The sequence below is a fragment of the Streptomyces sp. NPDC102278 genome (genome assembly GCF_044766345.1).
Classification (GTDB): domain Bacteria; phylum Actinomycetota; class Actinomycetes; order Streptomycetales; family Streptomycetaceae; genus Streptomyces.
Map to the genome: position 1 here is coordinate 56,447 of NZ_JBIWLV010000015.1, position 25,727 is coordinate 82,173.

Annotated in this window: 17 protein-coding genes; 15 read left to right on the forward strand and 2 right to left on the reverse strand. The window is 71.2% G+C overall.

Translation table 11 applies throughout. The features are described 5' to 3' along the window. The first annotated feature begins 95 nt into the window (after positions 1 to 95). The 4 genes from ACIRO3_RS29100 to ACIRO3_RS29115 all read left to right on the forward strand — a co-directional run bounded on the left by ACIRO3_RS29100 (position 96) and on the right by ACIRO3_RS29115 (position 5,789). Positions 96 to 2,174 (forward strand): RelA/SpoT family protein, encoded by a 2,079-nt coding sequence (locus ACIRO3_RS29100; RefSeq protein ID WP_404141687.1) that lies wholly within the window; start codon positions 96 to 98, stop codon positions 2,172 to 2,174. A gap of 167 nt (positions 2,175 to 2,341) precedes the next feature. Then, on the forward strand, positions 2,342 to 3,790 hold the full coding sequence (locus ACIRO3_RS29105) for a M1 family metallopeptidase (RefSeq protein ID WP_404141689.1): 1,449 nt from the start codon (positions 2,342 to 2,344) through the stop codon (positions 3,788 to 3,790). Positions 3,791 to 3,970: 180 nt separating this feature from the next. After that, positions 3,971 to 5,476, forward strand: coding sequence for a GTPase HflX (gene hflX, locus ACIRO3_RS29110; RefSeq protein WP_361773490.1), 1,506 nt, complete (start codon positions 3,971 to 3,973; stop codon positions 5,474 to 5,476). A 178-nt stretch (positions 5,477 to 5,654) separates the two neighbouring features. Continuing rightward, complete coding sequence (locus ACIRO3_RS29115) at positions 5,655 to 5,789, forward strand: hypothetical protein (protein WP_404141691.1); 135 nt, start codon at positions 5,655 to 5,657, stop codon at positions 5,787 to 5,789. Here ACIRO3_RS29115 and ACIRO3_RS29120 read toward each other — a convergent pair. Further along, positions 5,759 to 6,937, reverse strand: coding sequence for a hypothetical protein (locus ACIRO3_RS29120; RefSeq protein WP_361773487.1), 1,179 nt, complete (start codon positions 6,935 to 6,937; stop codon positions 5,759 to 5,761). The genes ACIRO3_RS29115 and ACIRO3_RS29120 overlap by 31 nt on opposite strands. A 446-nt stretch (positions 6,938 to 7,383) precedes the next feature. On the opposite strand from ACIRO3_RS29120, the gene ACIRO3_RS29125 reads away from it, so the two are divergent. The 5 genes from ACIRO3_RS29125 to ACIRO3_RS29145 all read left to right on the forward strand — a co-directional run bounded on the left by ACIRO3_RS29125 (position 7,384) and on the right by ACIRO3_RS29145 (position 17,362). After that, entirely contained in the window at positions 7,384 to 8,703 is a 1,320-nt protein-coding gene (locus ACIRO3_RS29125; protein ID WP_404141783.1) for a diaminobutyrate--2-oxoglutarate transaminase family protein, read from the forward strand. Positions 8,704 to 10,619: 1,916 nt separating this feature from the next. Next, positions 10,620 to 12,632, forward strand: coding sequence for an IucA/IucC family protein (locus ACIRO3_RS29130; RefSeq protein ID WP_404141693.1), 2,013 nt, complete (start codon positions 10,620 to 10,622; stop codon positions 12,630 to 12,632). Positions 12,633 to 12,663: 31 nt separating this feature from the next. Beyond that, complete coding sequence (locus ACIRO3_RS29135; RefSeq protein WP_404141695.1) at positions 12,664 to 13,347, forward strand: GNAT family N-acetyltransferase; 684 nt, start codon at positions 12,664 to 12,666, stop codon at positions 13,345 to 13,347. A 135-nt stretch (positions 13,348 to 13,482) separates the two neighbouring features. After that, positions 13,483 to 15,339, forward strand: a complete 1,857-nt coding sequence (locus ACIRO3_RS29140; RefSeq protein WP_404141697.1) for an IucA/IucC family protein — start codon at positions 13,483 to 13,485, stop codon at positions 15,337 to 15,339. 52 nt (positions 15,340 to 15,391) lie between these two features. Continuing rightward, positions 15,392 to 17,362 carry an ATP-dependent DNA helicase gene (locus tag ACIRO3_RS29145; RefSeq protein WP_404141699.1) on the forward strand — a complete coding sequence of 657 codons (1,971 nt, stop codon included), beginning with the start codon at positions 15,392 to 15,394 and terminating at the stop codon, positions 17,360 to 17,362. Between the two features lie 99 nt (positions 17,363 to 17,461). On the opposite strand, the gene lexA is transcribed toward ACIRO3_RS29145, so the two are convergent. After that, the gene (gene lexA, locus ACIRO3_RS29150; RefSeq protein WP_267827719.1) at positions 17,462 to 18,253 is read right to left on the reverse strand and encodes a transcriptional repressor LexA; all 792 of its coding nucleotides are present in this window, start codon (positions 18,251 to 18,253) and stop codon (positions 17,462 to 17,464) included. 472 nt (positions 18,254 to 18,725) lie between these two features. Between lexA and nrdR the strand changes: the two genes are divergently transcribed. The 6 genes from nrdR (at position 18,726) to ACIRO3_RS29180 (ending at position 25,631) form a co-directional block, all read left to right on the forward strand. Further along, on the forward strand, positions 18,726 to 19,241 hold the full coding sequence (nrdR, locus tag ACIRO3_RS29155) for a transcriptional regulator NrdR (protein WP_404141701.1): 516 nt from the start codon (positions 18,726 to 18,728) through the stop codon (positions 19,239 to 19,241). Between the two features lie 155 nt (positions 19,242 to 19,396). Next, entirely contained in the window at positions 19,397 to 22,285 is a 2,889-nt protein-coding gene (locus ACIRO3_RS29160) for a vitamin B12-dependent ribonucleotide reductase (RefSeq protein WP_404141703.1), read from the forward strand. 213 nt (positions 22,286 to 22,498) lie between these two features. Further along, positions 22,499 to 23,335 (forward strand): arylamine N-acetyltransferase, encoded by an 837-nt coding sequence (locus tag ACIRO3_RS29165; protein ID WP_404141705.1) that lies wholly within the window; start codon positions 22,499 to 22,501, stop codon positions 23,333 to 23,335. A 32-nt stretch (positions 23,336 to 23,367) separates the two neighbouring features. Then, positions 23,368 to 23,973, forward strand: a complete 606-nt coding sequence (locus ACIRO3_RS29170) for a YdbC family protein (RefSeq protein WP_361773465.1) — start codon at positions 23,368 to 23,370, stop codon at positions 23,971 to 23,973. 72 nt (positions 23,974 to 24,045) lie between these two features. Next, complete coding sequence (locus ACIRO3_RS29175) at positions 24,046 to 24,705, forward strand: histidine phosphatase family protein (protein ID WP_361773462.1); 660 nt, start codon at positions 24,046 to 24,048, stop codon at positions 24,703 to 24,705. Positions 24,706 to 24,716: 11 nt separating this feature from the next. Next, the gene (locus ACIRO3_RS29180) at positions 24,717 to 25,631 is read left to right on the forward strand and encodes an ADP-ribosylglycohydrolase family protein (RefSeq protein ID WP_404141708.1); all 915 of its coding nucleotides are present in this window, start codon (positions 24,717 to 24,719) and stop codon (positions 25,629 to 25,631) included. Positions 25,632 to 25,727: the final 96 nt, after the last annotated feature.

The window sequence follows — 25,727 nt, forward strand, 5'->3', positions numbered from 1 at the left end:
GACTGCGCCACGTGGTGGGGTCGGTAACATCAGGCACCGGCCCTGAGGGCTCACCCCATGCCCACCACCGCCGGTCGAAGCCGCCGGAGGTGCCCATGAGTGCAGAGGCCACGAACCCCGAAGCACACCCCGAAGCGCGCCCTGAGCTGCGTAGACGGGGCCGGAGCAGGCTGGATCTGCGCCGGCTCGGGCGCGCGGCCCTGCTCGGGCCCACGTCCCGGGACCGCCTTCCGGACGCCATCGGACACGTGGCGGAAGCGCACCGTGCCCACCATCCGGACGCCGATCTGTCCATTCTGCGGCGCGCATATCTGCTCGCCGAGACCTCTCACCGCGGCCAGATGCGAAAAAGTGGTGAGCCGTACATCACACATCCGCTCGCCGTGACCCTGATCCTCGCCGAACTCGGCGCGGAGACAACGACGTTGACGGCGTCCCTGCTCCACGACACGGTCGAGGACACGGACGTGACCCTCGATCAGGTACGCGAGGAGTTCGGCGACGAGGTCTGCTTCATCGTGGACGGCGTCACCAAGGTGGAGAAGATCGACTACGGCGCCGCCGCCGAACCCGAGACCTTCCGCAAGATGCTCGTCGCCACCGGCAACGACGTCCGCGTCATGTCCATCAAACTCGCCGACCGACTGCACAACATGCGCACGCTCGGCGTGATGCGCCCCGACAAACAGGCGCGCATCGCCAAAGTCACCCGCGACGTCCTCATCCCGCTCGCCGAACGACTCGGCGTACAGGCCCTCAAGACCGAACTGGAAGACCTCGTCTTCGCGATCCTGCATCCCGAGGAGTACGAGGAGACGCGCGCCCTCATCGCCGCCCACGCGGGGGAACGCGACCCGCTGCCCGGCATCGCGGACTCCGTGCGCGGCGTCCTGCGCGACGCCGGCATCGCCGCGGAGGTCGTGGTCCGACCCCGCCACTTCGTCTCCGTGCACCGCATCTCCCGCAAGCGCGGCGAACTGCGCGGCTCCGACTTCGGGCGGGTCCTCATCCTCGTCGGCGAGAACGCCGACTGCTACGCGGTCCTCGGCGAACTCCACACCTGTTTCACCCCGGTGGTATCGGAGTTCAAGGACTTCATCGCCTCCCCGAAGTTCAACCTCTACCAGTCGCTGCACACCGCCGTCGCCACCGCCGAGGGGCAGGTGGCCGAGGTCATCGTCCGCACCCGGCAGATGCACCGCGTCGCGGAGGCCGGCGTGGTGGCGCTCGGCAATCCGTACACCACCCCGCCGGTCGACGCGGCCGAAGGCGACGAGGAGCGGATCGACCCCACGAGACCCGGCTGGCTGTCCCGACTGCTCGACTGGCAGCAGTCCGCACCCGACCCCGACACGTTCTGGACGGTGCTGCGCGCCGAACTGGCCCAGGACCGCGAGATCACCGTCTTCCGGGCCGACGGCGGGACACTGGGCCTGCCGGGCGGGGCGAGCTGCATCGACGCCGCCTACGCCCAGTACGGGGAGGCGGCCCACGGCTGTATCGGCGCCCGGGTCAACGGGCGCCTCACCTCCCTCTCCTCCCGGCTGTCCGACGGCGACACCGTGCAACTCCTCCTCGCGCACGACGCCTCCTCCGGGCCCGCGGCCGACTGGCTCGACCACGCCAGGACCCCGGCCGCCCGGATCGCCATCAGCGGCTGGCTCCAGGCCCACCCCGACTCCGCGGCCGCCACCACCACAGCCGCCCGGGCCCCGCTCTCCGTCGTGGGGGCGCGGGGCGGCGGGGCGAACGCCGTCGCCGACCTGCCGGACGCACACGTACGGCTGGCCGGTTGTTGTACCCCGGTGCCGCCGGACGCCGTCGCCGGGTTCGTCGTACGCGGGGGCGCCGTCACCGTGCACCGCGTCCACTGCCCGGCGGTGGCCCAGATGCGCGCCGTCGGCCGTACGTCCGTCGCCGTGCGCTGGCGGGCCACCGCGGACTGCCGCGTGACGCTGCTCGCCGAATCGTTCGGCCGCCCGCACCTCCTGGCCGACCTGACCGAAGCGATCGCCCGCGAAGGGGTCGAGGTGGTCTCCGCGACCGTGGAACCCCCCGTCGAACAACGGGTCCGGCACTCGTACACCCTCCAACTGCCCGACGCCACGGGACTGCCGGCCCTGATGCGGGCGATGAGGGACGTACCGGGCGTGTACGACGTCAGCCGGGCGTAGCGGGACAGCCGGGCCCGGCGGGGAAGACAGGGGGCCGGGGGTTCGGGGAACGGAGATCCGGGGGTGGAACGCACGTCGGTCGCGCCGCGGCGTCCGACGCCCTCGTTCGGGTGCACCCGACGCGCGCCGTTCGCGGGCCGCCGCCGGGCGCTGGTAAGCGATGGGGGATGCAGCTCACCTCCCCCCGCCTGCGTGCCGCCCTGCTCGCCGCCGCCTCGCTCACCCTCGTCGCCGCCGTCCTGCCCCCGCCCCGGTCGCTGGGCATCGGCGACCGGCTCTTCCCCGAGCTCGGCAACCCCGGGTACGACGTCCTCTCGTACGACCTGTCCTTCACGTACAAGGACAACCGGACCCCGCTCGACGCCGTCACCGTCATCAGCGCCCGCACCCTGCACGCGCTGGAACGCATCAACCTCGACTTCACCCACGGGCAGGTGGCGTCCGCCGAGGTCAACGGGGAGCCGGCGCGGTTCGAGAGCGCCGGAGAGGACCTCGTGCTGACCCCCGCGCGCCCGGTGACACAGGGATCCGTGCTGAGCATCACCGTGCGCCACACCAGCGACCCGCGCGGACGCGGCGACGGCGGCTGGGTACCCACCGAGGACGGCCTGGCCATGGCCAACCAGGCCGACGCCGCCCACCGCGTCTTCCCGTGCAACGACCACCCCGCCGACAAGGCGTACTTCACCTTCCGGATCACCGCCCCGGCCGGGCTCACGGCCGTCGCCAACGGGATCCCGGGCGCGCTCCCGGCCCGGAGCGCGGCGGGCCCCACCACCTGGACCTACCGCACCCTGCACCCCATGGCCACGGAGCTGGCCCAGGTCTCCGTCGGAACCTCGGAGGTCGTCCACCACACCGGTCCGCACGGGCTGCCGCTGCGCGACGTCGTGCCCGCCGCCGACCGGACGCGGCTGGAACCCTGGCTGAAGAAGACCGCGGGTCACGTCCAGTGGATGGAGGACCGCGTCGGGCGCTATCCCTTCGAGAACTACGGGGTGCTGATCGCCCGGGCCACGACCGGCTTCGAGCTGGAGACGCAGACCCTCTCGCTCTTCGAGCACGGGCTGTTCTCCGGGAACGGCGGCTACCCGCAGTGGTACGTCGAATCGGTGATGGTCCACGAGCTCGCACACCAGTGGTTCGGCGACAGCGTGAGCCCCCGCACCTGGTCCGACCTGTGGCTCAACGAAGGACACGCGACCTGGTACGAGGCCCTGTACGCCGACGGGCTCGGCACGTACTCCCTGGAGCGGCGCATGCGCGAGGCGTACCAGCGCTCCGACCAGTGGCGGACCGCCGGCGGCCCCCCGGCAGCCCCGAAGGCCGCGGCCCCCGGGGAGAAGATCGGGCTCTTCCGGCCCGTGGTCTACGACGGGGCCGCGCTGATCCTGTACGCCCTGCGCCAAGAGGTCGGCGCCCCGGCCTTCGACCGGATCGAGCGGCGCTGGGTGGCCGAGCACTCGGATTCCACGGCCGGCACGGACGACTTCGTACGCCTGGCGTCACAGGAGGCGGGGCGCGACCTGACGGCGTTCCTCAAGCCCTGGCTGTACGGCACGACCACCCCCGCGATGCCGGGGCACCCGGAATGGGGCGGCCCGAAAAGCGTGTGACGGGCCCGGAACGGGCATGTCACCATCAACGAGGCCGTTCGGCGACCGATCGGGGCCGGGGCTCGGCTTCCGGGAATCACCGGGCGGTGTGACGCGTTGGACGTGACAGTGTTATGTCACGTTCGGCGGTAGCGTTGGCCATTGCCGGGCGCGACGCATTCGAATCGACGTAAGGATCCAATGACCTCCTCTTCTTCCCCTTCCCAGGACGCGCGGGACGCACAGGACGTGCGTGAACCGCAGAGCTTCACCGAGAGCCTTCGGGCCGATGCCCTGATGGAAGAGGACGTCGCCTGGAGCCACGAGATCGACGGAGACCGGGACGGCGAGCAGTTCGAGCGCTCCGAGCGCGCGGCCCTGCGGCGCGTGGTCGGCCTCTCCACCGAGCTCGAAGACGTCACCGAAGTCGAGTACCGACAGCTCCGCCTGGAGCGCGTCGTCCTCGTCGGTGTCTGGACCTCCGGCACGGTGACGGACGCCGAGAACTCCCTCGCGGAGCTCGCCGCCCTCGCCGAGACGGCGGGCGCCCTCGTCCTCGACGGTGTGATCCAGCGGCGCGACAAGCCCGACCCGGCCACCTTCATCGGTTCCGGCAAGGCCCGCGAGCTGCGCGACATCGTCATGGAGAGCGGCGCCGACACCGTCGTCTGCGACGGCGAGCTCAGCCCCGGCCAGCTCATCGCCCTCGAAGACGTGGTCAAGGTCAAGGTCGTCGACCGGACCGCGCTCATCCTCGACATCTTCGCCCAGCACGCGAAGTCCCGAGAGGGCAAGGCCCAGGTCGCCCTCGCGCAGATGCAGTACATGCTGCCGCGTCTGCGCGGCTGGGGCGCGTCGCTGTCCCGTCAGATGGGTGGCGGCGGCGGTGGCGGCATGGCCACCCGAGGCCCCGGTGAAACCAAGATCGAGACCGACCGGCGTCGGATCCGCGAGAAGATGGCGAAGATGCGCCGGGAGATCGCGGACATGAAGACCGGCCGCGACATCAAGCGCCAGGAACGCCGGCGCAACAAGGTGCCCTCGGTCGCCATCGCCGGCTACACCAACGCGGGCAAGTCCTCGCTGCTCAACCGCCTCACGGGCGCGGGCGTCCTGGTGGAGAACTCGCTGTTCGCCACCCTCGACCCGACCGTGCGCCGGGCCGAGACGCCTTCCGGCCGGGTCTACACCCTGGCCGACACGGTCGGCTTCGTCCGGCACCTGCCCCACCACCTGGTCGAGGCGTTCCGCTCCACGATGGAGGAGGTCGGCGACTCCGACCTCATCCTGCACATCGTGGACGGCTCGCACCCGGCCCCGGAGGAGCAGCTGGCGGCCGTGCGCGAGGTCATCCGCGAGGTCGGCGCGGTCAACGTGCCCGAGATCGTCGTGATCAACAAGGCGGACGCGGCGGACCCGCTCGTCCTCCAGCGGCTGCTGCGCATCGAGCGGCACTCCATCGCCGTCTCGGCCCGCACCGGCATGGGCATCGAGGAGCTGCTGACGCTCATCGACACCGAGCTGCCGCGGCCCGAGGTCGAGGTGGAGGCACTCGTGCCGTACACCCGCGGCTCGCTGATCGCCCGGGCACACGCCGAGGGCGAGGTCATCTCCGAGGAGCACACCCCGGAGGGCACCCTGCTCAAGGCGCGGGTCCACCAGGAACTGGCCGCGGACCTGGCACCGTACGTGCCGGCGAAGCACTGACGGGCGCGCAGGCGAAGCACTGACGGGCGCGTCGGTGCCGGCGCCGGCCCGCGGATCGGTGAGGCGCCGGCGCACGGGTCGGTGCAGCGCCGGCACACGTGACACGGCGCAACAGCAGGTGACACGGCTCGACAGCACGTGACGGAGGGCCCCCGCGATCGCGGGGGCCCTCCGTCACGTGCTGCTCCACGCCGACGAGGCGTCCGGCCTGCTGCGCCTGCTGCGCCTGCGGCGCCTGCTCCGCGTGGGGCCGGACGCCTCATCGGGCGCCCGGCTCACCCGCTACTTGAACTTGGCGCTCACCGCGGAGTAGATGCCCTTGGCCTCGGGGCCCAGGCGCGGACCGGCCAGCCAACCGGCCTTGGCCGGGCCGATCGAGGTGTTCGACACCAGCGCAGGCCTGCCGTCGGCGCCCGCCGCGACCCAACCGCCACCCGAGGAACCGCCGGTCATGGTGCACCCGATGCGGTACATCACCGGATCGGCCGCCCTCAACGACAGACGACCGGGCCTGTCCGTGCACTGGAACGCCCGCTGGCCGTCGAACGGAGCCGCCGCCGGGTAGCCCGTCGCCGTGATGCCCGCGACCTTGCCCACCGCCGGCGCGTTGAACTCCACCGGCAGCGCCGAACCGACCGTCTCCTCCAGCGACTTGCCGCTGCCCTTCTCCGGAGCGACGTGCAGCACCGCGAAGTCGTACGGGGCGCCCGCGCCACCGGTGGGACCACCCGAAGCGATCCACTGGTCCGAGGTCTGCGCCCAGTCGCTCCACCACACGCCGTACGGGGCGACCTGCTCGCGCGGCGCGCCCTTGAGCTGCGCCGATGCCTTGCCCGCGTTGTTGTAGGACGGGACGAAGGCGATGTTGCGGTACCAGCCGCCCGCCTTGCCCGCGTGGACGCAGTGGCCCGCCGTCCAGACCATGTTGGACTTGCCCGGGTGCGCGGGGTCCTTCACCACGGTCGCCGAGCAGACCATCGAGCCCTCGGGGCCGTCGAAGAAGACCTTGCCGGACGCCGGAACGCTGGAGTGGTACGGCGCCGCCGCCCCCTTCGCCCGCACCGGCACGGGGGTCGGGTCCGTGACGCCCTGGTCCTTGCCCGCGTCCGGGTCCACGGCCGGAGGCTGCGGAGTCTTGTCGGCGTCACGCATCCGGTCGGGGTCCCACAGGCCCTCGATGACCGGATTGATGTAGTCGCCCGCCTCGCGCAGCCAGTCCTCCTGCTTCCAGTTCTTCCACGCACCTCCCCGCCACTTCTCCAGGTCGACGCCGTGCTCCTTGAGCTTGTCCCTGAGCTCGTCCGGGATGGTGATCCCGTCCGTGGCGCCGGACGGAAGGCTCGCAGCCACGGTCGGCTTGGCGTCGCCGCCGGCCTCCCCGTCGCCGGGGCCGCAGGCTGTGGCGGTCAGCGCGAGCGCGGCCGCGCACAGGATCGCGGTGACCGGTCGGATCGGTCGCATGTCGTAAATCCCCCTGGTGTTTCGAGGCGTTGAACGGGGTGGAGTGCGGTCGCCGCACAGTTGTGCGGCAAGCGCAGCACCCCACTATGCCGCTGCTCCCAAGGACGGCACAGCCCGGGGCCGCGGTTCCTGCCCCTCGAACCGTCCTTGGAACCTGTTCGATTCGGACATCCCGGTGGACATCCGACGGACACCCCGGCGGACGCCTGTCGGGCATCCGACGGACATCCCGGCGGACCCCGGCAGACATCCGACGGGCGGCGCCCGGCGAACAAGGATCTTCGGCCCACCCGTGATCCGCGGCCGTCACCGTCGTTGGTACGTACGGGGGACGGGGGAGCAGCGTTCATGTTCGAGACGCAATCCGGAAGAGAATCCGTGCGGGAGGACCGACACTCGTGGCTTTGAGCGAGGCTTTCACCGAGTCGGCCGCGGCCGCGGAGCAGATCCCGCCGCAAGGAACCAGAGGGCCCGTCGCGGCCGAAACCATCCTGCGCCGGCAGGCGCAACGGGAGTCCGCCGCCCGGACGTACGCGCGCTCGCTGCCCATCGTCCCGGTACGCGCCCGGGGCCTCACGATCGAGGGCGCGGACGGGCGGCGTTACCTCGACTGCCTCTCCGGCGCGGGCACCCTGGCCCTCGGACACAACCACCCCGTGGTGCTCGAAGCCATCCGCGGCGTCCTCGACTCCGGGGCACCCTTGCACGTCCTCGACCTGGCGACCCCGGTCAAGGACGCCTTCACCACCGAGTTGTTCGCGAACCTGCCGGCGGCGCTCGCGGCCGACGCGCGGATCCAGTTCTGCGGCCCGGCCGGGACGGACGCCGTGGAAGCCGCGCTCAAACTGGTCCGCACCGCCACCGGCCGTTCCGGGCTGATGGCCTTCACGGGCGCGTACCACGGCATGACCGCGGGGGCGCTGGACGCCTCCGGCGGAGCCCCCGACGTACGGGTCACCCGACTCCCGTACCCGCAGGACCACCGCTGCCCGTTCGGTGTCGGCGGGGCCGAGGGCGCCCGGCTCGGCGCCCGTTGGACCGAGAGCCTGCTCGACGACCCCAAGGGCGGGGTGCCCACCCCCGCCGGACTCATCGTCGAACCCGTACAGGGCGAGGGCGGCGTCCACCCCGCCCCGGACGACTGGCTTCGGCGGATGCGCGAGATCACCGAGGCCCGCGGGATCCCGCTGATCGCGGACGAGGTCCAGACGGGCGTGGGGCGCACCGGCGCCTTCTGGGGGGTGGACCACGCGGAAGTGGTGCCCGACGTGATGGTGCTGTCCAAGGCGATCGGCGGCAGCCTGCCGCTCGCGGTGATCGTCTACCGGGCCGAACTCGACGTCTGGGCCCCCGGTGCCCACGCCGGCACGTTCCGCGGCAACCAACTGGCCATGGCCGCGGGCACCGCCACCCTGGCCTACGTCCGCCGCAACAACCTCGCGGAACGCGCCGGGTTGCTGGGCGAACGCATGCTGACGTCCCTGCGCGGACTGGCCGCCGATCATCCGTGCATCGGCGACGTACGGGGCCGAGGCCTGATGCTCGGCGTCGAACTCGTCGACCCGGACACCGGTGACGCCGCCCCGGACCTCGCCGCCACGGTCCGCCAGGAATGCCTGGACCGCGGGCTGATCGTCGAACTCGGCGGCCGCCACTCCTGCGTGGTCCGCCTGCTCCCCCCGCTGACCTTGACCGACGAGCAGGCCGCCGCCGTCCTGGACCGGCTCGCCGACGCCATCGCCGCCGCCTCCCGACGGCCCCACTGACCCCACCCGCACCCCAAGGACCCCCGATGCCGGACTCCTCCACCCCCCACCCCACCCCGCCCCCGAGCGCCGGCGGCCCGGCGCCGAGCCTCACCCGGTCGTCGAGCCCGGGCCAGACTCCGGGGCTCACCTCTTTGCCGGGCCCGGGCCCGGCGTCTGGCCCGGACCGGGGCCCGGAGACCAGGCTCACTCCGGCGCCGAGTCCGAGCCTGGAGGCAAGGCTCACCCCGGCGCCGAGCCCGGCTCTGAGCCGCGAGCCGGCGTCGAGCCTGAGTTCGGGTCCGACTCCGGGGCTTACCTCGGCGCCGAGTCCGGGCCCCACCCCGGCGCCGAGTCCGGGCTGGGAGGAGGGGCTCACCTCGGCGCCGAGTCCGAGCCTGGAGGCAAGGCTCACCCCGGCGCCGAGCCCGGCTCTGAGGTGCGACCCGGCGTCGAGCCTGAGCCCGGGGCCGGAGTTCAGCCCGGGGGCGACCCCGAGCCCCGGGTTCAGCGGGCACAAGAGCCGCCACCCTGGCTTGAGCCTCCAGGCTGGGGAGAGCGCGAGCGACGAGTCCAAGAGGCACGTGAGCCGCTACCCTGACGTGGGCCCCAGCCTGGCCGGACTCCCGGCCCTGGAGTTCAGCCCGGGCGGCCATCGCCATCAGAGTCCGGAACCCACCCCGTCTCCTGTCGACCGCGCGGCCCCGGCAGGCCCGACCGCCGGTCCGGCCGGCGGCGCGGCGGCCTCAGCCCTGGCCGAGTCGGGTTCGTCCACCTCAGTTTCGGCCGACTCGGTCAGGGCCCCGGGTTTGGGACCAACCCCGGCCCCGGCCCTTTCGACCGTCCCGGCCTCGTCACCGGTCCCAGGGTCGGTAGACCCGACCACGGGTCTGATCAGCGGCCCGGCGGCCGGGGACCTGGTCCGCTCAGCGCCCACTTCGGCCTGGGCTTCGGCCCCGACTTCGGCTTGGACTCCGCAATCGCCCGCCCCGGCCCGGGCCTCGGATTCGGGATGGACGCAGGCCCAGAAGGCCTCGGCACCGGAGGCTTGGTCGGCGCCGCCCCTGGCACCGACGGCGGGTCTGGACTGGACAGCGGCACGTCCCGCCCAGGCCCCCCTCCATGCCCACCCGGTCGGCCCGGTACGGACCGAGCCCCTCGGCGACCGGACCTCAACTCACGGGCCTATGGGGGCACAGCCGCACACGCCGGGTCCGGCAACGGGACGCCCGACCCCCGCGCCGGCCACCCTCGCGTCCTGGCCGGCCCCGGATCCCTCCCAGGGGAGGACCCCGGCTCGGCCGGCCCCGAACCACGGCTCAGGGCTCGCCGCCCGGCCCCCACAAGGCACGCCCGCACAGGGAGTCACCGACCGAGACCTCACCCCGCTGCTCTGGCTCGCGCCCACCCCGCTCGCCGGATCGGGGCCCGCTTCGGTCGCGGCCCGGTCCCTTGACCCGGGAGAGGGCGGCCCCGGCCCGAGCCAGGCGGCCTTCCCGAGTTCCGGACCGCCCCGGGAGGAAGCACCTTCACCGCGCCTCGCCCCCTCCCCGGTACGCGCCCCCGCTCCGCAACCGGAACCCGCCCTACCGGCCCCGATCGCCCGTCCGGAGCCGGCACCGGCAGCCAGTACTTCCCCGACCCCGCCCCGCCCCCACACCGCACCCCGCCCCCACACCGCACCCGGCCCCGACACCGCCTCGGCGCCCAACGCCGCTCCACCCGCCTCGGAGCCCGACACCGCCCAGGACGTGCCGGGGTACCTCCGCGCCCCAACCGTGCCGGAGCCCGAGGGTGCCTCAGCTTCCCCACAGCCCGGCCGCGCGCCAGACCTGCCGGGATCCCACCGCGCCTCGGGCGTCGCAAAGCCCGACCGCGCCCCAACCGACCCGGAACGCTATCCCGCATCAGCCACCCCCGCGTCCGAGGCCGACCCGATGCCCGCAGCGGATCCGACGCCCCCGGCCGAGGCGCCGGTCCCGGCGGATCCGACGTCCCCGCCCGAGGTGCCGCACCCGGCCGAGGTGCCGCACCCGGCCGAGGTGCCGCACCCGGCCGAGGCGCCGCACCCGCCCGAGGCGCCAGCCCCGGCCGAGGCGTCGTCCGATTCGCACCACACCACGCTGTCTCCCGTCGTCGGCGTGCCCAGGCAGCTGGGCGGGATTGGCAGGTCTGGAGCCGGAGGAGGCGGCCCGGTCGGATCGGAGTCCTCGATGCCCGCCGATCCGCTCGACCACCCCGACCCGGCCATCGCCGCCGAGGCCGCCGCCGTGGAGAACCTGCTGCGGTGCTGGGTCCGCGAAAGCGGTCTCGGCCGCCCCGACGGGTCCGCCGCGACGCCCCTCCGCATCCCCCTCCCCGCATCCGGCACGGCGGTGCTCGTTCCTGTCCGTCACTGGTCCCCGGCCGGTTGGCATCGGTTTGCCCCCGCCCGGATCGAAGGGGCCCCGGCCGAAGCCCCCGCCCTGGACGCCGTGACCCTCGCCGCGCTCATCGCCCGCGAGGGCACCGGCCGTGGCGGCGCCGATCTGGTCGGCCGGGTCGCCGACTCTGTCCGGCGCACGGCCGAGTTCATCGCCGACCGGCGGGCCCGCCCCGCGGCCCCCGCCCCCGTCGCCGCGGACCGATTCCTCACCGCCGAACAGTCCCTCCTTCTCGGTCATCCCCTGCACCCGACCCCGAAGAGCCGCGAAGGGCTCTCCGAAGCCGAGGTGCGCCGCTACTCACCCGAACTCCACGGCTCCTTCCCCCTGCACTGGTTCGCGGTCGCACCCGCCGCGCTCGCCACCGACTCCGCATGGACCGAACGCGGCCGCCCCGCCTCCGCCGCCCGGCTACTCGAACGCCTCGCCCCCGGCCTCCAACCGCCCGCCGGCACCACCCCTCTTCCGCTGCACCCCTGGCAGGCCCGCGACCTGCTTCAACGTCCTGACGTAGCGGCCCTGTTCGACGCCGGACTTCTGACCGACCTGGGCCCGTACGGCGACCCCTGGTACCCCACCTCCTCCATTCGCACCGTCCACCGCCCCGGTTCCCCCGCGATGCTCAAGCTGTCCCTGGGCCTGCGCATCACCAACTCCCGCAGGGAGAACCTCCGCAAGGAACTCCACCGCGGCGTGGAGGTCCACCGCCTCCTCCGCACCGGCCTCGCCGAGCAATGGCAGGCCACCCATCCCGGTTTCGACATCGTCCGCGACCCCGCCTGGGTCGCCGTCGACTCCCCGGACGGCGCCCCCGTCCCGGGACTCGACGCCCTGCTCCGTCACAACCCCTTCCGCTCCGGCGACGACGCCCTCTGCATCGCCGCGCTCACCACCCCGCGCCCGTGGCCCGGTCGGACCACGATGCGCTCCCCGCTCGCCGAGACCGTCGCTCGGCTCGCCACCTCCACCGGGCGGCCGGTCCCCGCCGTCGCCGCCGAGTGGTTCCTGCGCTACCTCGACCACGTCGTCCTGCCGATCCTCGCCCTCGACGCGCTCGCCGGTGTCGCCCTCGAAGCACACCAACAGAACACCCTGGTGCTCCTCGACCCGGCCGGCTGGCCGATCGGCGGCCGCTACCGCGACAACCAGGGCTACTACTTCCGCGACTCCCACCGCGCGGAACTGCAGCACCGGCTCCCCGGTATCGGCAGCGCCAGCGACACCTTCGTCTCCGACGCCGTCACCGACGAACGCTTCGCCTACTACCTCGGCATCAACAACGTGCTCGGTCTCATCGGCGCCTTCGGATCCCAACACCTCGCCGACGAACGCGTACTGCTTGCCGCCTTCCGTCGCTTCCTCGGCAAGAACTCGGGCCTCGGCCCGCTCCCCGCCCAGCTGCTCGACTCACCCACCCTCCGCTGCAAAGCCAACCTGCTCACCCGCCTGGGCGGCCTCGACGAACTCGTCGGACCCGTCGACACCCAATCCGTCTACGTCACCATCACCAACCCCCTTCACGACTGACGCGCCCGCACCGACACGGAGAAGAGCCCCCATGCCCTCCACCGACACCTCGACCGGTCCCGTCGGTTCAGCTCTCGCCACCACCGGCTACTACCTCGGCGAAACGCGCCGCCCCCAGCAGCGGTGGCCCCTGCTCGCCGAAGCCGACCTGCTCGACTCGCCGGCCGCGTGGGGCGCCGTACCCACCTCTGCCGGTGCCTTCCGCCTCGAACCCGTACGCCCCCGTCGAGACCTGGACCTCCTCGTGGGTTGGATGAACGACCCAAAGGTGGCCGCCCATTGGGAACTCGCCGGCCCCGCCTCAACCACCGCCGATCACTTGCGCGCCCAACTCGACGGCGACGGCCACAGCCTTCCCTGTCTCGGTCTCCTCGACGGCACGCCGATGAGCTACTGGGAGATCTACCGGGCCGACCTCGACCCGCTCGCCCGGTACTACCCGGCGCGCCCGCACGACACCGGTATCCATCTGCTCATCGGGGAGGGCACGAACCGCGGCAGAGGTCTGGGAACCACCCTGCTGCGTGCCGTCGCCGACCTGCTGCTCGACAACCGTCCGCGCTGCACACGCGTCATCGCCGAACCGGACATCCGCAACACCCCCTCCGTATCCGCCTTCTTGAACTCCGGCTTTCGCTATTCAGCCGAGATCGACCTTCCCGACAAGCGCGCGGCACTGATGATCCGGGAGCGGGCGCTGCGCAATCTCATCTGATCGCCGCCCCATCGCTCCGAAGGATCCGCATCCGCAGTCGCATCCGCGTCCGCGTCCGCTTCCGCTTCCGCCGCACGCCTCTCCCTTCGAAAACTCTGCGTCACGCAGCAAAGTTCCCGATCTCCGAGGAGTCCCGTGCCGAATTTCCCCGAAGCCCCCGACTCCGCGGAGCCCGCTCTGCCCCCGTCGCCCCAGCACCCGGCCACGCCGCCCGAGATCAACGGATCGACCTGGGGTTTCGCGGCCCGCAGGCTGCTCGCCAAGATGCTCGGCGAATTCGCGTACGAGGAGATCGTCAGTCCCGTCCCGGCTCCGTCCGCAGCGGGTGACGCCTGGACCCTGACCCTCGACGACGGTGCACGCCTCGGTTTCCGAGCGCGCCGCCGCTCGTACGGGAGCTGGCAGGTCGCGCCCGACACCGTCACACTCACACCGCCGCCCCCCTCCACGGAGATCTCGACCGCGTTCGGGGACCCGTACGAGTTCCTGGTCCGAGCCCGCACCCTCCTCCGGGTCGACGGGGAGACCCTCGGTCACCTGGTCCGCGAGCTGAGCGCCACGCTCGCCGCCGACGCCCGGCTCGACCACCACGCCCTGACCGCCGACGTACTCGCCGACCTCGACTACGCCGCGCTCGAAGGACACCAGACGGGCCACCCCTGGCTCGTCCTCAACAAGGGCCGCATCGGACTGTCCGCCTCCGACACCGCCACCTGGGCCCCCGAGGCCCGCACCCGGCAGCGGCTGCCCTGGCTCGCCGCGCACACCTCCCTGGCGGAGTACCGCGGCACAGCCGGTCTGGAAGACCCCGCACGCCTCTACTCCGCCGAACTCGACCCCGTCACCCGGGCCGGCTTCGACCAGGTCCTGCGCGAGCGCGGTCTCGACCCGCTCGGCTACCTCTACCTCCCCGTGCACCCCTGGCAGTGGGACGAGATCGTCCTGCCCCTGTTCGCGCCGGCCCTCGCGTCAGGTGCCTTGGTGCCGTTGCCCGCTGACCTCGACATGCGTCTCCCGCAGCAGTCGATCCGCACCTTCCTCAACCTCACCCGCCCCGACCGGCACAGCGTCAAACTGCCGCTCTCCGTCTTCAACACCATGGTCTGGCGGGGCCTGCCCTCGGACCTCGCGCTCGCGGCACCCGCCGTCACCGGATGGATCCACTCCCTCCGCGACTCCGATCCCTTCTTGCGCGACGATTGCGGGGTCATCCTGCTCGGCGAGGTCGCGTCCGTCACCGTCCGCCATGCCGTCTACGACCGGCTCCCCGAGGTCCCCTACCAGTACAAGGAGCTCCTCGGGGCGATCTGGCGCGAGCCGCTGACCGGCCGCCTCGCCCCCGGCGAGCGGGCCCGCACCCTGGCCTCGCTCCTCCACACCGACCCGCGCGGCCGCTCCTTCACCGCGGAGCTGGTCGCCCGCTCCGGGCTCACCCCGACCGTGTGGCTACAGCGCCTCTTCTCGGCCCTGCTGCCCCCGCTGCTCCACTTCCTCTACCGCTACGGGACCGTCTTCTCGCCGCACGGAGAGAACGCCATCGTGGTCTTCGACGAGAACGACGTCCCCGTACGGCTGGCGGTCAAGGACTTCGTGGACGACATCAACATCAGCCGCGAGCCGCTGCCCGAACACGAGTCGATGCCCGCCGAGGTTCGCGCCGCCCTCCTCACCGAGCCGCCGGCCTTCCTCACCCAGTTCATCCACTCGGGACTGTTCATCGGTGTGTTCCGGTACCTGTCCGCGATCTGCGACGACCGGCTCGGGGTGCCCGAGGACGACTTCTGGTCCCTCGTCCGGGCGGAAATCCTCCACCACCAGTCCCGCTTCCCGGACCTCAAGGAGCGCTTCGAGCTCTTCGACCTGCTCAGCGAGCGGATCGACCGGCTCTGCCTCAACCGGAACCGGCTCCACGAGGACGGCTACCGCGACCGACCGGACCGCCCGCACGCCGTCACGTACGGCACCGTCCCCAATCCCCTCCACCGGTCGTGATCACTCGCCGATGCGGGCACTGTCAGTGGCGCCCCGTAGGGTTGGCAGTGCTATGACGAAGCCCTCCCTCCCCGACCTGCTGCATGCCGCCGTCTCCGCCGTCGGCGGCACGGAGCGGCCCGGCCAGGTGGCCATGGCCGAAGCCGTTGCCGAAGCGATCGACGAGAACTCCCACCGGCTGATCCAGGCAGGCACCGGCACCGGCAAGTCCCTCGGCTACCTGGTGCCCGCCCTCGCGCACGGCGAGCGCGTGGTCGTTGCCACCGCGACCCTGGCCCTCCAGCGCCAGCTCGTCGAGCGCGACCTGCCCCGGACGGTGGAGGCATTGCATCCGCAGCTCCGGCGCCGCCCGCAGTTCGCCATGCTCAAGGGCCGCTCCAACTACCTGTGCCTGCATCGCCTGCACGAGGGCGCGCCGCAGGACGAGGAGGAGGGCCTCTTCGACCAGTTCGAGGCGGCCACCCCCAGCAGCAAGCTCGGCAAGGACCTGCTGCGTCTGCGCGACTGGGCGGACGAGACCGAGACGGGTGACCGTGACGACCTGACGCCCGGCGTCTCCGACAAGGCGTGGCAGCAGATCTCCGTCTCGTCCAGCGAGTGCCTGGGTGCGACGAAATGCGCCTACGGCGCCGAATGTTTCGCCGAGGCCGCCCGTGAACGGGCCAAGCTCGCCGACGTGGTCGTCACCAACCACGCACTGCTCGCCATCGACGCCATTCAAGGCGCCCCGGTGCTGCCGCAGCACGAGGTGTTGATCGTGGACGAGGCCCACGAACTGGTCTCCCGGGTGACGGGCGTCGCGACCGGCGAGCTCACCCCGGGGCAGGTGAACCGGGCCGTGAAGCGCGCCGCGAAGCTCGTGGACGAGAAGACGGCCGACGCCCTGCAGACCGCCTCCGAGTCGTTCGAGCGCGTCATGGAACTGGCGCTCCCGGGCCGGCTGGAGACGGTCCCCGAAGACCTCGGCTACGCACTGATGTCCCTGCGGGATTCCGCGCGCAACGTGATCTCGGCGATCGGCAACACCCGCGACAAGTCCGTTCAAGACGAGGACGCCGTGCGCAAGCAGGCCCTCGCCGCCGTGGAGAGCATCCATGGCGTGGCGGAGCGGATCGTCCTCGGATCCGAGTACGACGTCGTCTGGTACGAGCGGCACGACCGGTTCGGTGCCACCCTGCGCGTCGCACCGCTGTCGGTGTCCGGGCTGCTGCGCGAGAAGCTGTTCGAGGACCGCTCAGTGGTCCTCACCTCCGCCACCCTCAAGCTGGGCGGAGACTTCAACGGGGTCGCCGCGTCGATGGGCCTGTCCCCGGAAGGAGTGGAGGGCGACGACGCACCCGTCTGGCGGGGCCTGGACGTCGGCTCCCCGTTCGACTACCCCAAGCAGGGCATCCTGTACGTCGCCAAGCACCTGGCCACACCCGGCCGGGAGGGCACCCGCGGCGACATGATGGACGAGCTCGCCGAGCTGATCGAAGCGGCCGGCGGCCGCACCCTCGGCCTCTTCTCCTCCATGCGGGGCGCCAAGGCCGCCGCCGAGGAACTGCGCGAGCGACTCGACCACCCGATCCTGCTCCAGGGCGAGGAGACCCTCGGCGAGTTGATCAAGGCCTTCGCCGCGGACCCCAGGACCTGCCTGTTCGGGACGCTCTCACTGTGGCAGGGCGTCGACGTGCCGGGGTCCAGCTGTCAGCTCGTGATCATGGATCGGATTCCGTTCCCGCGTCCCGACGACCCGCTGATGAGCGCGCGACAGAAGTCGGTCGAGGAGCGTGGCGGCAATGGCTTCATGGCGGTGGCCGCCACACACGCGGCGCTGCTGATGGCCCAGGGCGCGGGCCGGCTCGTCCGGGCCACCGGCGACAAGGGTGTGGTCGCGGTGCTGGATCCCCGACTGGCGACGGCTCGCTACGGCAGCTTCCTGCGGGCCACGCTCCCGGACTTCTGGTACACCACCGACCGCAACCAGGTCCGTCGCTCGCTGGCCGCGATCGACGCGACCGCTCAGGCGGACGGCAAGTAGCCGTACTCGGAAAGCGGCAGTGGCGGCGATGCGAATCCGGACACGAAGCAGCTCCGGGACCGGCGCAGTAGGTCCCGGAGCTGGCTGAGGGTGCGAGGGTCAGACCCTGCGCAGTACGGCGACGACCTTGCCGAGGATGGTCGCCTCGTCACCCGGAATGGGCTGGTAGGCGGCGTTGTGCGGGAGCAGCCAGACATGGCCGTCCTCGCGCTTGAACCGCTTGACCGTGGCCTCGCCGTCCAGCATCGCGGCGACGATGTCGCCGTTCTCCGCGACGGGCTGGCGGCGGACGGTGACCCAGTCACCGTCACAGATCGCGGCCTCGATCATCGAGTCGCCGACGACCTTGAGGACGAAGAGTTCGCCGTCACCCACCAGCTGGCGGGGGAGGGGGAACACGTCCTCGACCGACTCCTCGGCGAGGATCGGGCCGCCGGCCGCGATCCGACCCACCAGGGGAACATACGACGCGGCGGGCTTGCCGGTGGTGTCCGTGGGCTGCGAGCTGGGCTGGTCCGAGCCGCGCACCTCGTACGCCCGGGGGCGGTGCGGGTCGCGGCGCAGGAAGCCCTTGCGCTCCAGGGCCATCAGCTGGTGCGCGACCGACGAGGTGCTGGACAGTCCCACCGCCTGGCCGATCTCCCGCATCGACGGCGGGTACCCCCTGCGCTGCACGGAGTCGCGGATGACCTCGATGACCCTGCGCTGCCGATCCGTGAGTCCGGAACTGTCGGCGCGGATGCCTGGAGGTCGGCCCGGCAGCGAGCGAGCGGGGCGTGCGGGCTCCGTCTCCGGATTCTGACTTGCGTCATTCATGGCATGCACCGGCTCAAGTCGGCTCTGGGAGCGGTTCTGGGCAGTGATGGTGGCACTGTCTGCGGTCGTGGTCACGTCGTCGGCCCCTCTCGAAATGTTCTCCCTAGTTGGACAACGGTAGTTGCTTTCGAAAGGTTGCGCCAAACACACGTTCGAGTGAAAAAGCAAGGATCGTTCACTTGAGGTGCTGCGAGAGGTGTATAGGCAGACCATCCGTCGAACGCGGATTCGGCCCCGCATTCGCTGCTTACGGTACCCTTCCGGGGCTGATCGCCAGGGTCCGGGTCGGCGTCCAGTGTGGCACCGAGGGCACCCGAACGCGGTCGGCTCACGCTGCGACACGCTGAGCCATGTAAATCCACCGCAACCCAAGATCTAGTGGTTGGATGAGCGTCGCCGCCCAGAAGTTGTGGTCCCCGGTCCGCCGAAGCCCACGACATCGCATATGCTGGTGGCTGCTTCACGAGCCCCCGGCGGGACGTTTTCCCCGCCGTTCAGGGGCTCCGTGGGGTGATCCAGTCGTGCCGAGAAGGAGGGTGAGGGAACCATGCACTGCCCCTTCTGCAGGCACCCCGACAGCCGCGTAGTCGACAGCCGCACCACGGACGACGGCACGTCGATCCGGCGGCGCCGTCAGTGCCCCGACTGCTCCCGTCGCTTCACGACGGTGGAGACGGCCTCGCTGATGGTGATCAAGCGCAGCGGGGTGACCGAACCCTTCAGTCGTTCCAAGGTCATCTCTGGCGTCCGCAAGGCGTGCCAGGGGCGGCCGGTCACCGAGGACGCCCTCGCCAAGCTCGGCCAGCGGGTCGAAGAGGCGGTGCGCGCCACCGGGAGCGCCGAGCTGACCACCCACGACGTGGGTCTGGCCATACTCGGCCCGTTGCAGGAACTCGACCTGGTCGCCTACCTGCGGTTCGCATCCGTTTACAAAGCGTTCGACACCCTTGAAGACTTCGAGACCGCCATCGTGGAATTGCGCGAGCGGCGGCCTCACCCCCTTGAGGTCGAGCCCGGTGGGACCGTTTCGGTCGTCCCCGTGCCCGCCTCCGCCTCCGACTGACCTGGCAGCCGCGCAGAAGCTCGGTTTGCCCGGTCGATCCGTGGCGCCTCCCGGCGGTAGCCGGGGACAGATTCGTAGATACAAGACACACAGCACCGTGCCGCGGAATAGCGATGGCACTTTAGGGCGTTTTTGCCCGCATATGGGAGGCGGCCATGACAGAGACGGCGAGCAGCTCGGCGCGAGGTTCCCGAGCCAAGGGAACCAAGGCCACCAAGAGCGGCCTGCGGATCGAGCGCATCCACACCACCCCGGGCGTGCACCCGTACGACGAGGTGAGCTGGGAGCGTCGTGACGTCGTCATGACCAACTGGCGCGACGGTTCGGTCAACTTCGAGCAGCGTGGCGTCGAGTTCCCCGACTTCTGGTCGGTGAACGCGGTCAACATCGTCACCAGCAAGTACTTCCGCGGCGCGGTCGGCAGCCCGCAGCGCGAGACCGGCCTGAAGCAGCTGATCGACCGGATCGTGAAGACGTACACGAAGGCCGGCGAGGACTTCGACTACTTCTCCTCTCCCGCGGACGCGGAGATCTTCGAGCACGAGCTGACGTACGCGCTCCTGCACCAGATCTTCAGCTTCAACTCGCCGGTGTGGTTCAACGTCGGCACGCCCCAGCCGCAGCAGGTCTCCGCCTGCTTCATCCTGGCCGTCGACGACTCCATGGAGTCGATCCTCGACTGGTACAAGGAAGAGGGCATGATCTTCAAGGGCGGCTCCGGCGCCGGCCTGAACCTCTCCCGCATCCGCTCCTCCAAGGAGCTCCTCTCCTCCGGCGGCAACGCCTCCGGTCCGGTCTCCTTCATGCGGGGCGCGGACGCGTCCGCAGGAACGATCAAGTCCGGTGGTGCCACCCGTCGCGCCGCCAAGATGGTCGTCCTGGACGTGGACCACCCGGACGTCGAGGACTTCATCGCCACCAAGGTGAAGGAAGAGGAGAAGATCCGCGCCCTGCGCGACGCGGGCTTCGACATGGACCTGGGCGGCGACGACATCACGTCCGTCCAGTACCAGAACGCCAACAACTCCGTCCGCGTGAACGACGAGTTCATGACGGCCGTCGAGAACGGCACCCAGTTCGGCCTGCGGGCCCGCATGACCGGCGAGGTCATCGAGAAGGTCGACGCCAAGGCGCTCTTCCGCAAGCTCGCCGAGGCCGCGTGGGCCTGCGCCGACCCGGGCATCCAGTACGACGGCGTGATCAACAACTGGCACACCTGCCCCGAGTCCGGCCGCATCACCGCGTCCAACCCGTGCAGCGAGTACATGCACCTGGACAACACGTCCTGCAACCTCGCCTCGCTGAACCTCATGAAGTTCCTCGACGACGACGGCAAGGGCAACCAGGCCTTCGACGCCGAGCGCTTCGCCAAGGTCGTCGAGCTCGTCATCACCGCGATGGACATCTCCATCTGCTTCGCGGACTTCCCGACCCAGAAGATCGGCGAGAACACCCGCGCCTTCCGTCAGCTGGGCATCGGCTACGCCAACCTCGGCGCCCTGCTGATGGCCACAGGTCACGCGTACGACTCGGACGGCGGCCGCACCCTCGCCGCCTCGATCACCTCGCTGATGACGGGTACCGCGTACAAGCGCTCCGCCGAGCTGGCCGCGATCGTCGGTCCGTACGACGGCTACGCCCGCAACGCCGACTCGCACAAGCGCGTCATGAAGCAGCACGCCGACGCCAACGCCGTCGCACCGCGCACCCAGGACCTGGACAACTCGATCTGGGCCGCGGCCACCGAGGCCTGGCAGGACGTCCTGCGCCTCGGCGAGAAGAACGGCTTCCGCAACTCCCAGGCCTCCGTCCTCGCGCCGACCGGCACCATCGGTCTCGCGATGTCCTGCGACACCACCGGTGTCGAGCCGGACCTGGCCCTGGTCAAGTTCAAGAAGCTCGTCGGCGGCGGCTCGATGCAGATCGTCAACGGCACCGTTCCGCAAGCCCTGCGCCGCATGGGCTACCAGGAGGAGCAGATCGAGGCGATCGTCACCCACATCGCCGAGCACGGTGTGGTCGTCGACGCCCCCGGTCTGAAGCCGGAGCACTACTCGGTCTTCGACTGCGCCATGGGCGAGCGTTCCATCTCCGCGATGGGCCACGTCCGCATGATGGCCGCGATCCAGCCCTGGATCTCCGGCGCGATCTCGAAGACGGTCAACATGCCGGAGACGGCGACCGTCGAGGAGATCGAGGAGATCTACTTCGAGGCGTGGAAGCTGGGCGTCAAGGCGCTGGCGATCTACCGCGACAACTGCAAGGTCGGTCAGCCCCTCTCCGCGAAGAAGAAGGAAACGGAGAAGGTCGAGGTCACCGAGAAGGCCGAGGAGACCATCCGCGCGGCGGTCGAGAAGGTCATCGAGTACCGCCCGGTCCGCAAGCGCCTTCCCAAGGGCCGCCCGGGGATCACCACCTCCTTCACGGTCGGTGGCGCCGAGGGCTACATGACGGCGAACTCCTACCCGGACGACGGTCTGGGCGAGGTCTTCCTGAAGATGTCCAAGCAGGGCTCGACCCTCGCGGGCATGATGGACGCCTTCTCCATCGCCGTCTCGGTCGGTCTGCAGTACGGCGTCCCGCTGGAGACCTACGTCTCGAAGTTCACGAACATGCGCTTCGAGCCGGCCGGCATGACGGACGACCCGGACGTGCGGATGGCGCAGTCGATCGTCGACTACATCTTCCGTCGCGTGGCGCTCGACTTCCTGCCCTTCGAGACCCGCTCCGCCCTCGGCATCCACTCCGCCGAGGAGCGTCAGCGTCACCTGGACACCGGTTCCTACGAGCCGCTGGACGACGAGCAGATCGACACCGAGACGCTGGCCCAGTCGGCCCCGCTCGCGGCCGTCCCGGCTCCGAAGCCGGTCACCTCCGGCACGGCGCCGGCGCCGAGGACGGCGCACTCCAGCGCCGAACTCGTCGAGATGCAGCTGGGTGTCTCCGCCGACGCCCCGCTGTGCTTCTCCTGCGGTACGAAGATGCAGCGCGCCGGCTCCTGCTACATCTGCGAGGGCTGCGGATCCACCAGCGGCTGCAGCTGACACCGGGCCTGATCGCGCGGGACGGTCGTCCCGTGCGATCCGCGCGGCCGGCGCAGCGGTAGCTCACGAAGGGGACCGACCTGGTGGTCGGTCCCCTTCGGCGTGCGCGCGGCGCGGGATGACCGGGCGGGTTGGTGTGGACGGCGGAGATGGCGATCATTGTGCGGGGCGCACCGATCGGGTGCCGTGGAATGTGCGGGGGAGCGGGGAGCCGTGTGGAGTTCTGACGAGCTGGACCTGGACGCCTATCTGGCGAGGATCGGTCTGGAGATCGGGGCGGGCGACCGGGAACTCCGTCCCGACGTCGAGACGTTGTACGCAGTGACCCGGGCGCACATCGCCGCCATTCCCTTCGAGAGCCTGGACGTCACACTCGGCCGCCCCGTCGCGCTGGACGTCAAGGCACTGCAAGACAAGATCGTGCACGGCCGCCGAGGCGGCTACTGCTACGAACAGAACTCGCTGCTGGCCGCCGCCCTGGAGCGGATCGGCTTCGAGGTCGCCGGGCGCGGAGCCCGCAACCGCACCCGGGGCGACACGCTGCTCGCGGTGACGCACGCCGTCCTCGTCGTCACCGTCGACGGCGAACCGTGGCTGTGCGACGCCGGGTTCGGCCACGCCGGACCGCGCGAACCCGTACCGCTCGCGCGTACCGGTGTCGAGGTGCGGCAGGGGCAGTGGACGTACTGCGTCCGAGCGGAGGAGGACGGTGACCTGGTGCTGCGCTCACTGCGCGGGGAAGAGTGGCGTGACCTCTACGCCTTCTCGCCACAGGCCTACCATCCCGTCGACTACGTGGTGCTGAACCACTACAGCTCCTCGCACCCGCGCTCCGCGTTCGTCGGCAAGGTCATCGTGCAGTACCCGGGAGAGTCCGTACGCCTGGCCCTCGTGGGAAGGGAGCTCACCCGGTTGTACCCGGACGGACGCCTCGCTCGGGAGACCGTGGCACCGGACGAGCTGATCACCCTGCTCGACCGGGAGTTCGGGCTTAGCCTGCCCGAGCGAGACACCGCGGAACTGGTGCGGATGTACCCCGCCGGGGACTGACCCGGGGCGCGCCGGGACCGTACGATGGCGCGGTGCTGGTCAAGTGGATTCGCTGCACGGTGACGGACCGACGCGGGTTCGAGCGTGGGCAGCGCAAATGGGCGGGGCTTCCGGGGGAGCCGGGCTTCCGGGGGCAGGGCGGCGGCTGGAGCCGGGGCCGGCAAGGGGTCGCGCACGTCTTCGCGTTCTGGGAGAGCCGCTCCTTCTACGACTCCTTCATGGCCCGCTCGCACGACCGCCTGGCCGCCTCCCAGAACGGCACCTTCACCGACGCGCGGATCACGCTCTTCGACCACCGCTTCGACGTGAAGACGGGCTTCGAGCCGCGCTTCTCCGACGCCGACGTCGTCCGCGTCGCCCACACCCGGGTACGCGAGGGACGCGTGGACCACTTCGCGCTCATGCAGGAGAAGGTGTGGAACCCGGCCATGGCGGGTTCGCCCGGCATGATTCGGGGTCTGTTCGGGGAGGCCCCGGGCCGCGAGTTCCTCGTGCTGTCGATGTGGCGCGCGGCCGCCGAGCACGGCAAGTACCGCCAGGAACGGGTGGAGCGGCTGTCGCTGCGCGCCCAGACGGAGGCCGACGTGGAGGCGCTCACCGGAGACGTCGTCGACCTCGAACCCTCCTGGACGGTATGACCGTACGACGACCGCCGGCGCGAGCGGCGAGCCCGGTGCGCGGAGGACAAGATGTCCGAATAGGGTCGGGGAATGGTTCGACCACGGCGCATCGTTCTTGTCCGACACGGGGAGTCGGAGGGAAACGCCGACGACACGGTGTACGAGCGAGAGCCCGACCACGCCCTGCGCCTGACCCGGACCGGGCGGCACCAGGCCGCCGAGGCCGGCGTACGGCTGCGTGAGCTCTTCGGCGACGAGTCCATCAGTGCCTACGTCTCCCCGTACCGCAGGACCCTGCAGACCTTCCGCGAGCTGCGGTTGGATCCGACCCGGGTCCGGATGCGCGAGGAACCACGGCTGCGTGAACAGGACTGGGGCAACTGGCAGGACCGGGACGACGTGCGGTTGCAGAAGGCGTACCGGGACGCCTACGGGCACTTCTTCTACCGATTCGCCCAGGGTGAATCGGGCGCGGACGTCTACGACCGGGTCGGCGCCTTCCTGGAGAGCCTCTACCGCAGCTTCGAGGCGGAGGATCACCCGGAGAACGTTCTGGTGGTGACCCACGGGCTGACCATGCGGCTGTTCTGCATGCGCTGGTTCCACTGGTCGGTGGCCGAGTTCGAGTGCCTGTCCAACCCCGGGAACGGAGAATTCCGCGTGTTGCTGCTGGGCTCGGACGGCCGGTACCGGATGGACCGCCCGTTTGAGCGGTGGACCACACCCGAGCCTTATGACCTGGACGGCTAGAGTGGCGCGCGATGACCGCTGACTCCTCCTCCGAACGGCGCTACGCACGCGCCATGTCCAGCCTCCGAGGGCTGGCACTGGGTGACGCTCTGGGCTCCCAGTACTTCGTTCCCGTGAACTATCCACAACTCAAGCGGCGTGAGGTCCCCGCCGGCACCGAGCCCTGGCAATGGACCGACGACACCGAGATGGCCTGTTCGGTAGTGGCCGTGCTCGCCGAGCACGGACGCATCGACCAGGACGCGCTCGCGCTGTCCTTCGCGCACCACCACGACTTCGACCGCGGCTACGGCCCCGCCGTGAACCGGATGCTGCGGCTGATCCGAGAAGGCGCGGACTGGCGCACGCAAGCGGCCGAGCTGTTCAACGGCCAGGGCTCCTGGGGCAACGGGGCCGCCATGCGGATCGCGCCCCTGGGCGCCTGGTACGCGGACGATCCCGAGCAGGCCACGCACCAGGCCGAGATCTCGGCGTACACCACCCACCAGCACCGCGAGGCGGTGTGCGGAGCGATGGCCGTCGCCGCGGCCGCCTCGCTGGCGGCGGCTCCGGCCGGCCCGCCGAAGGCGGCGGACCTGTTGGACGCGGTGATCGCGCTGGTGCCGCGCAGTGCGGTGGGCGCCGGGCTGCGGCGGGCGCGCGGGATGCTCGACTACGACGACGCGACCACGGTGGCGGCGGTCCTGGGATGCGGGCGCCGTACGAGCGCGCACGACACGGTGCCGTTCGCGCTGTGGTCGGCGGCCCGGGCACTGGACGACTACGAGCGGGCGTTCTGGACCACCGCGCAGGTGGGCGGGGACGTGGACACGACGTGCGCGATCGTCGGCGGAGTACTGGGCGCGCGCGGGGACGCGGTGCTGCCGGCGGCGTGGCTGTCGCGCACCGAAGACCTTCCGGCGTGGTTGCCGGACGCGGCGCGCTAGCTCGTCCGGTTCGGATCGTGTCGGACCAGGGGCGCCCGAGTACCTCTCCGGTACTCGGGCGCCCCTTTGTGTCGTCCGGCGATGGCCCGGTGCCTT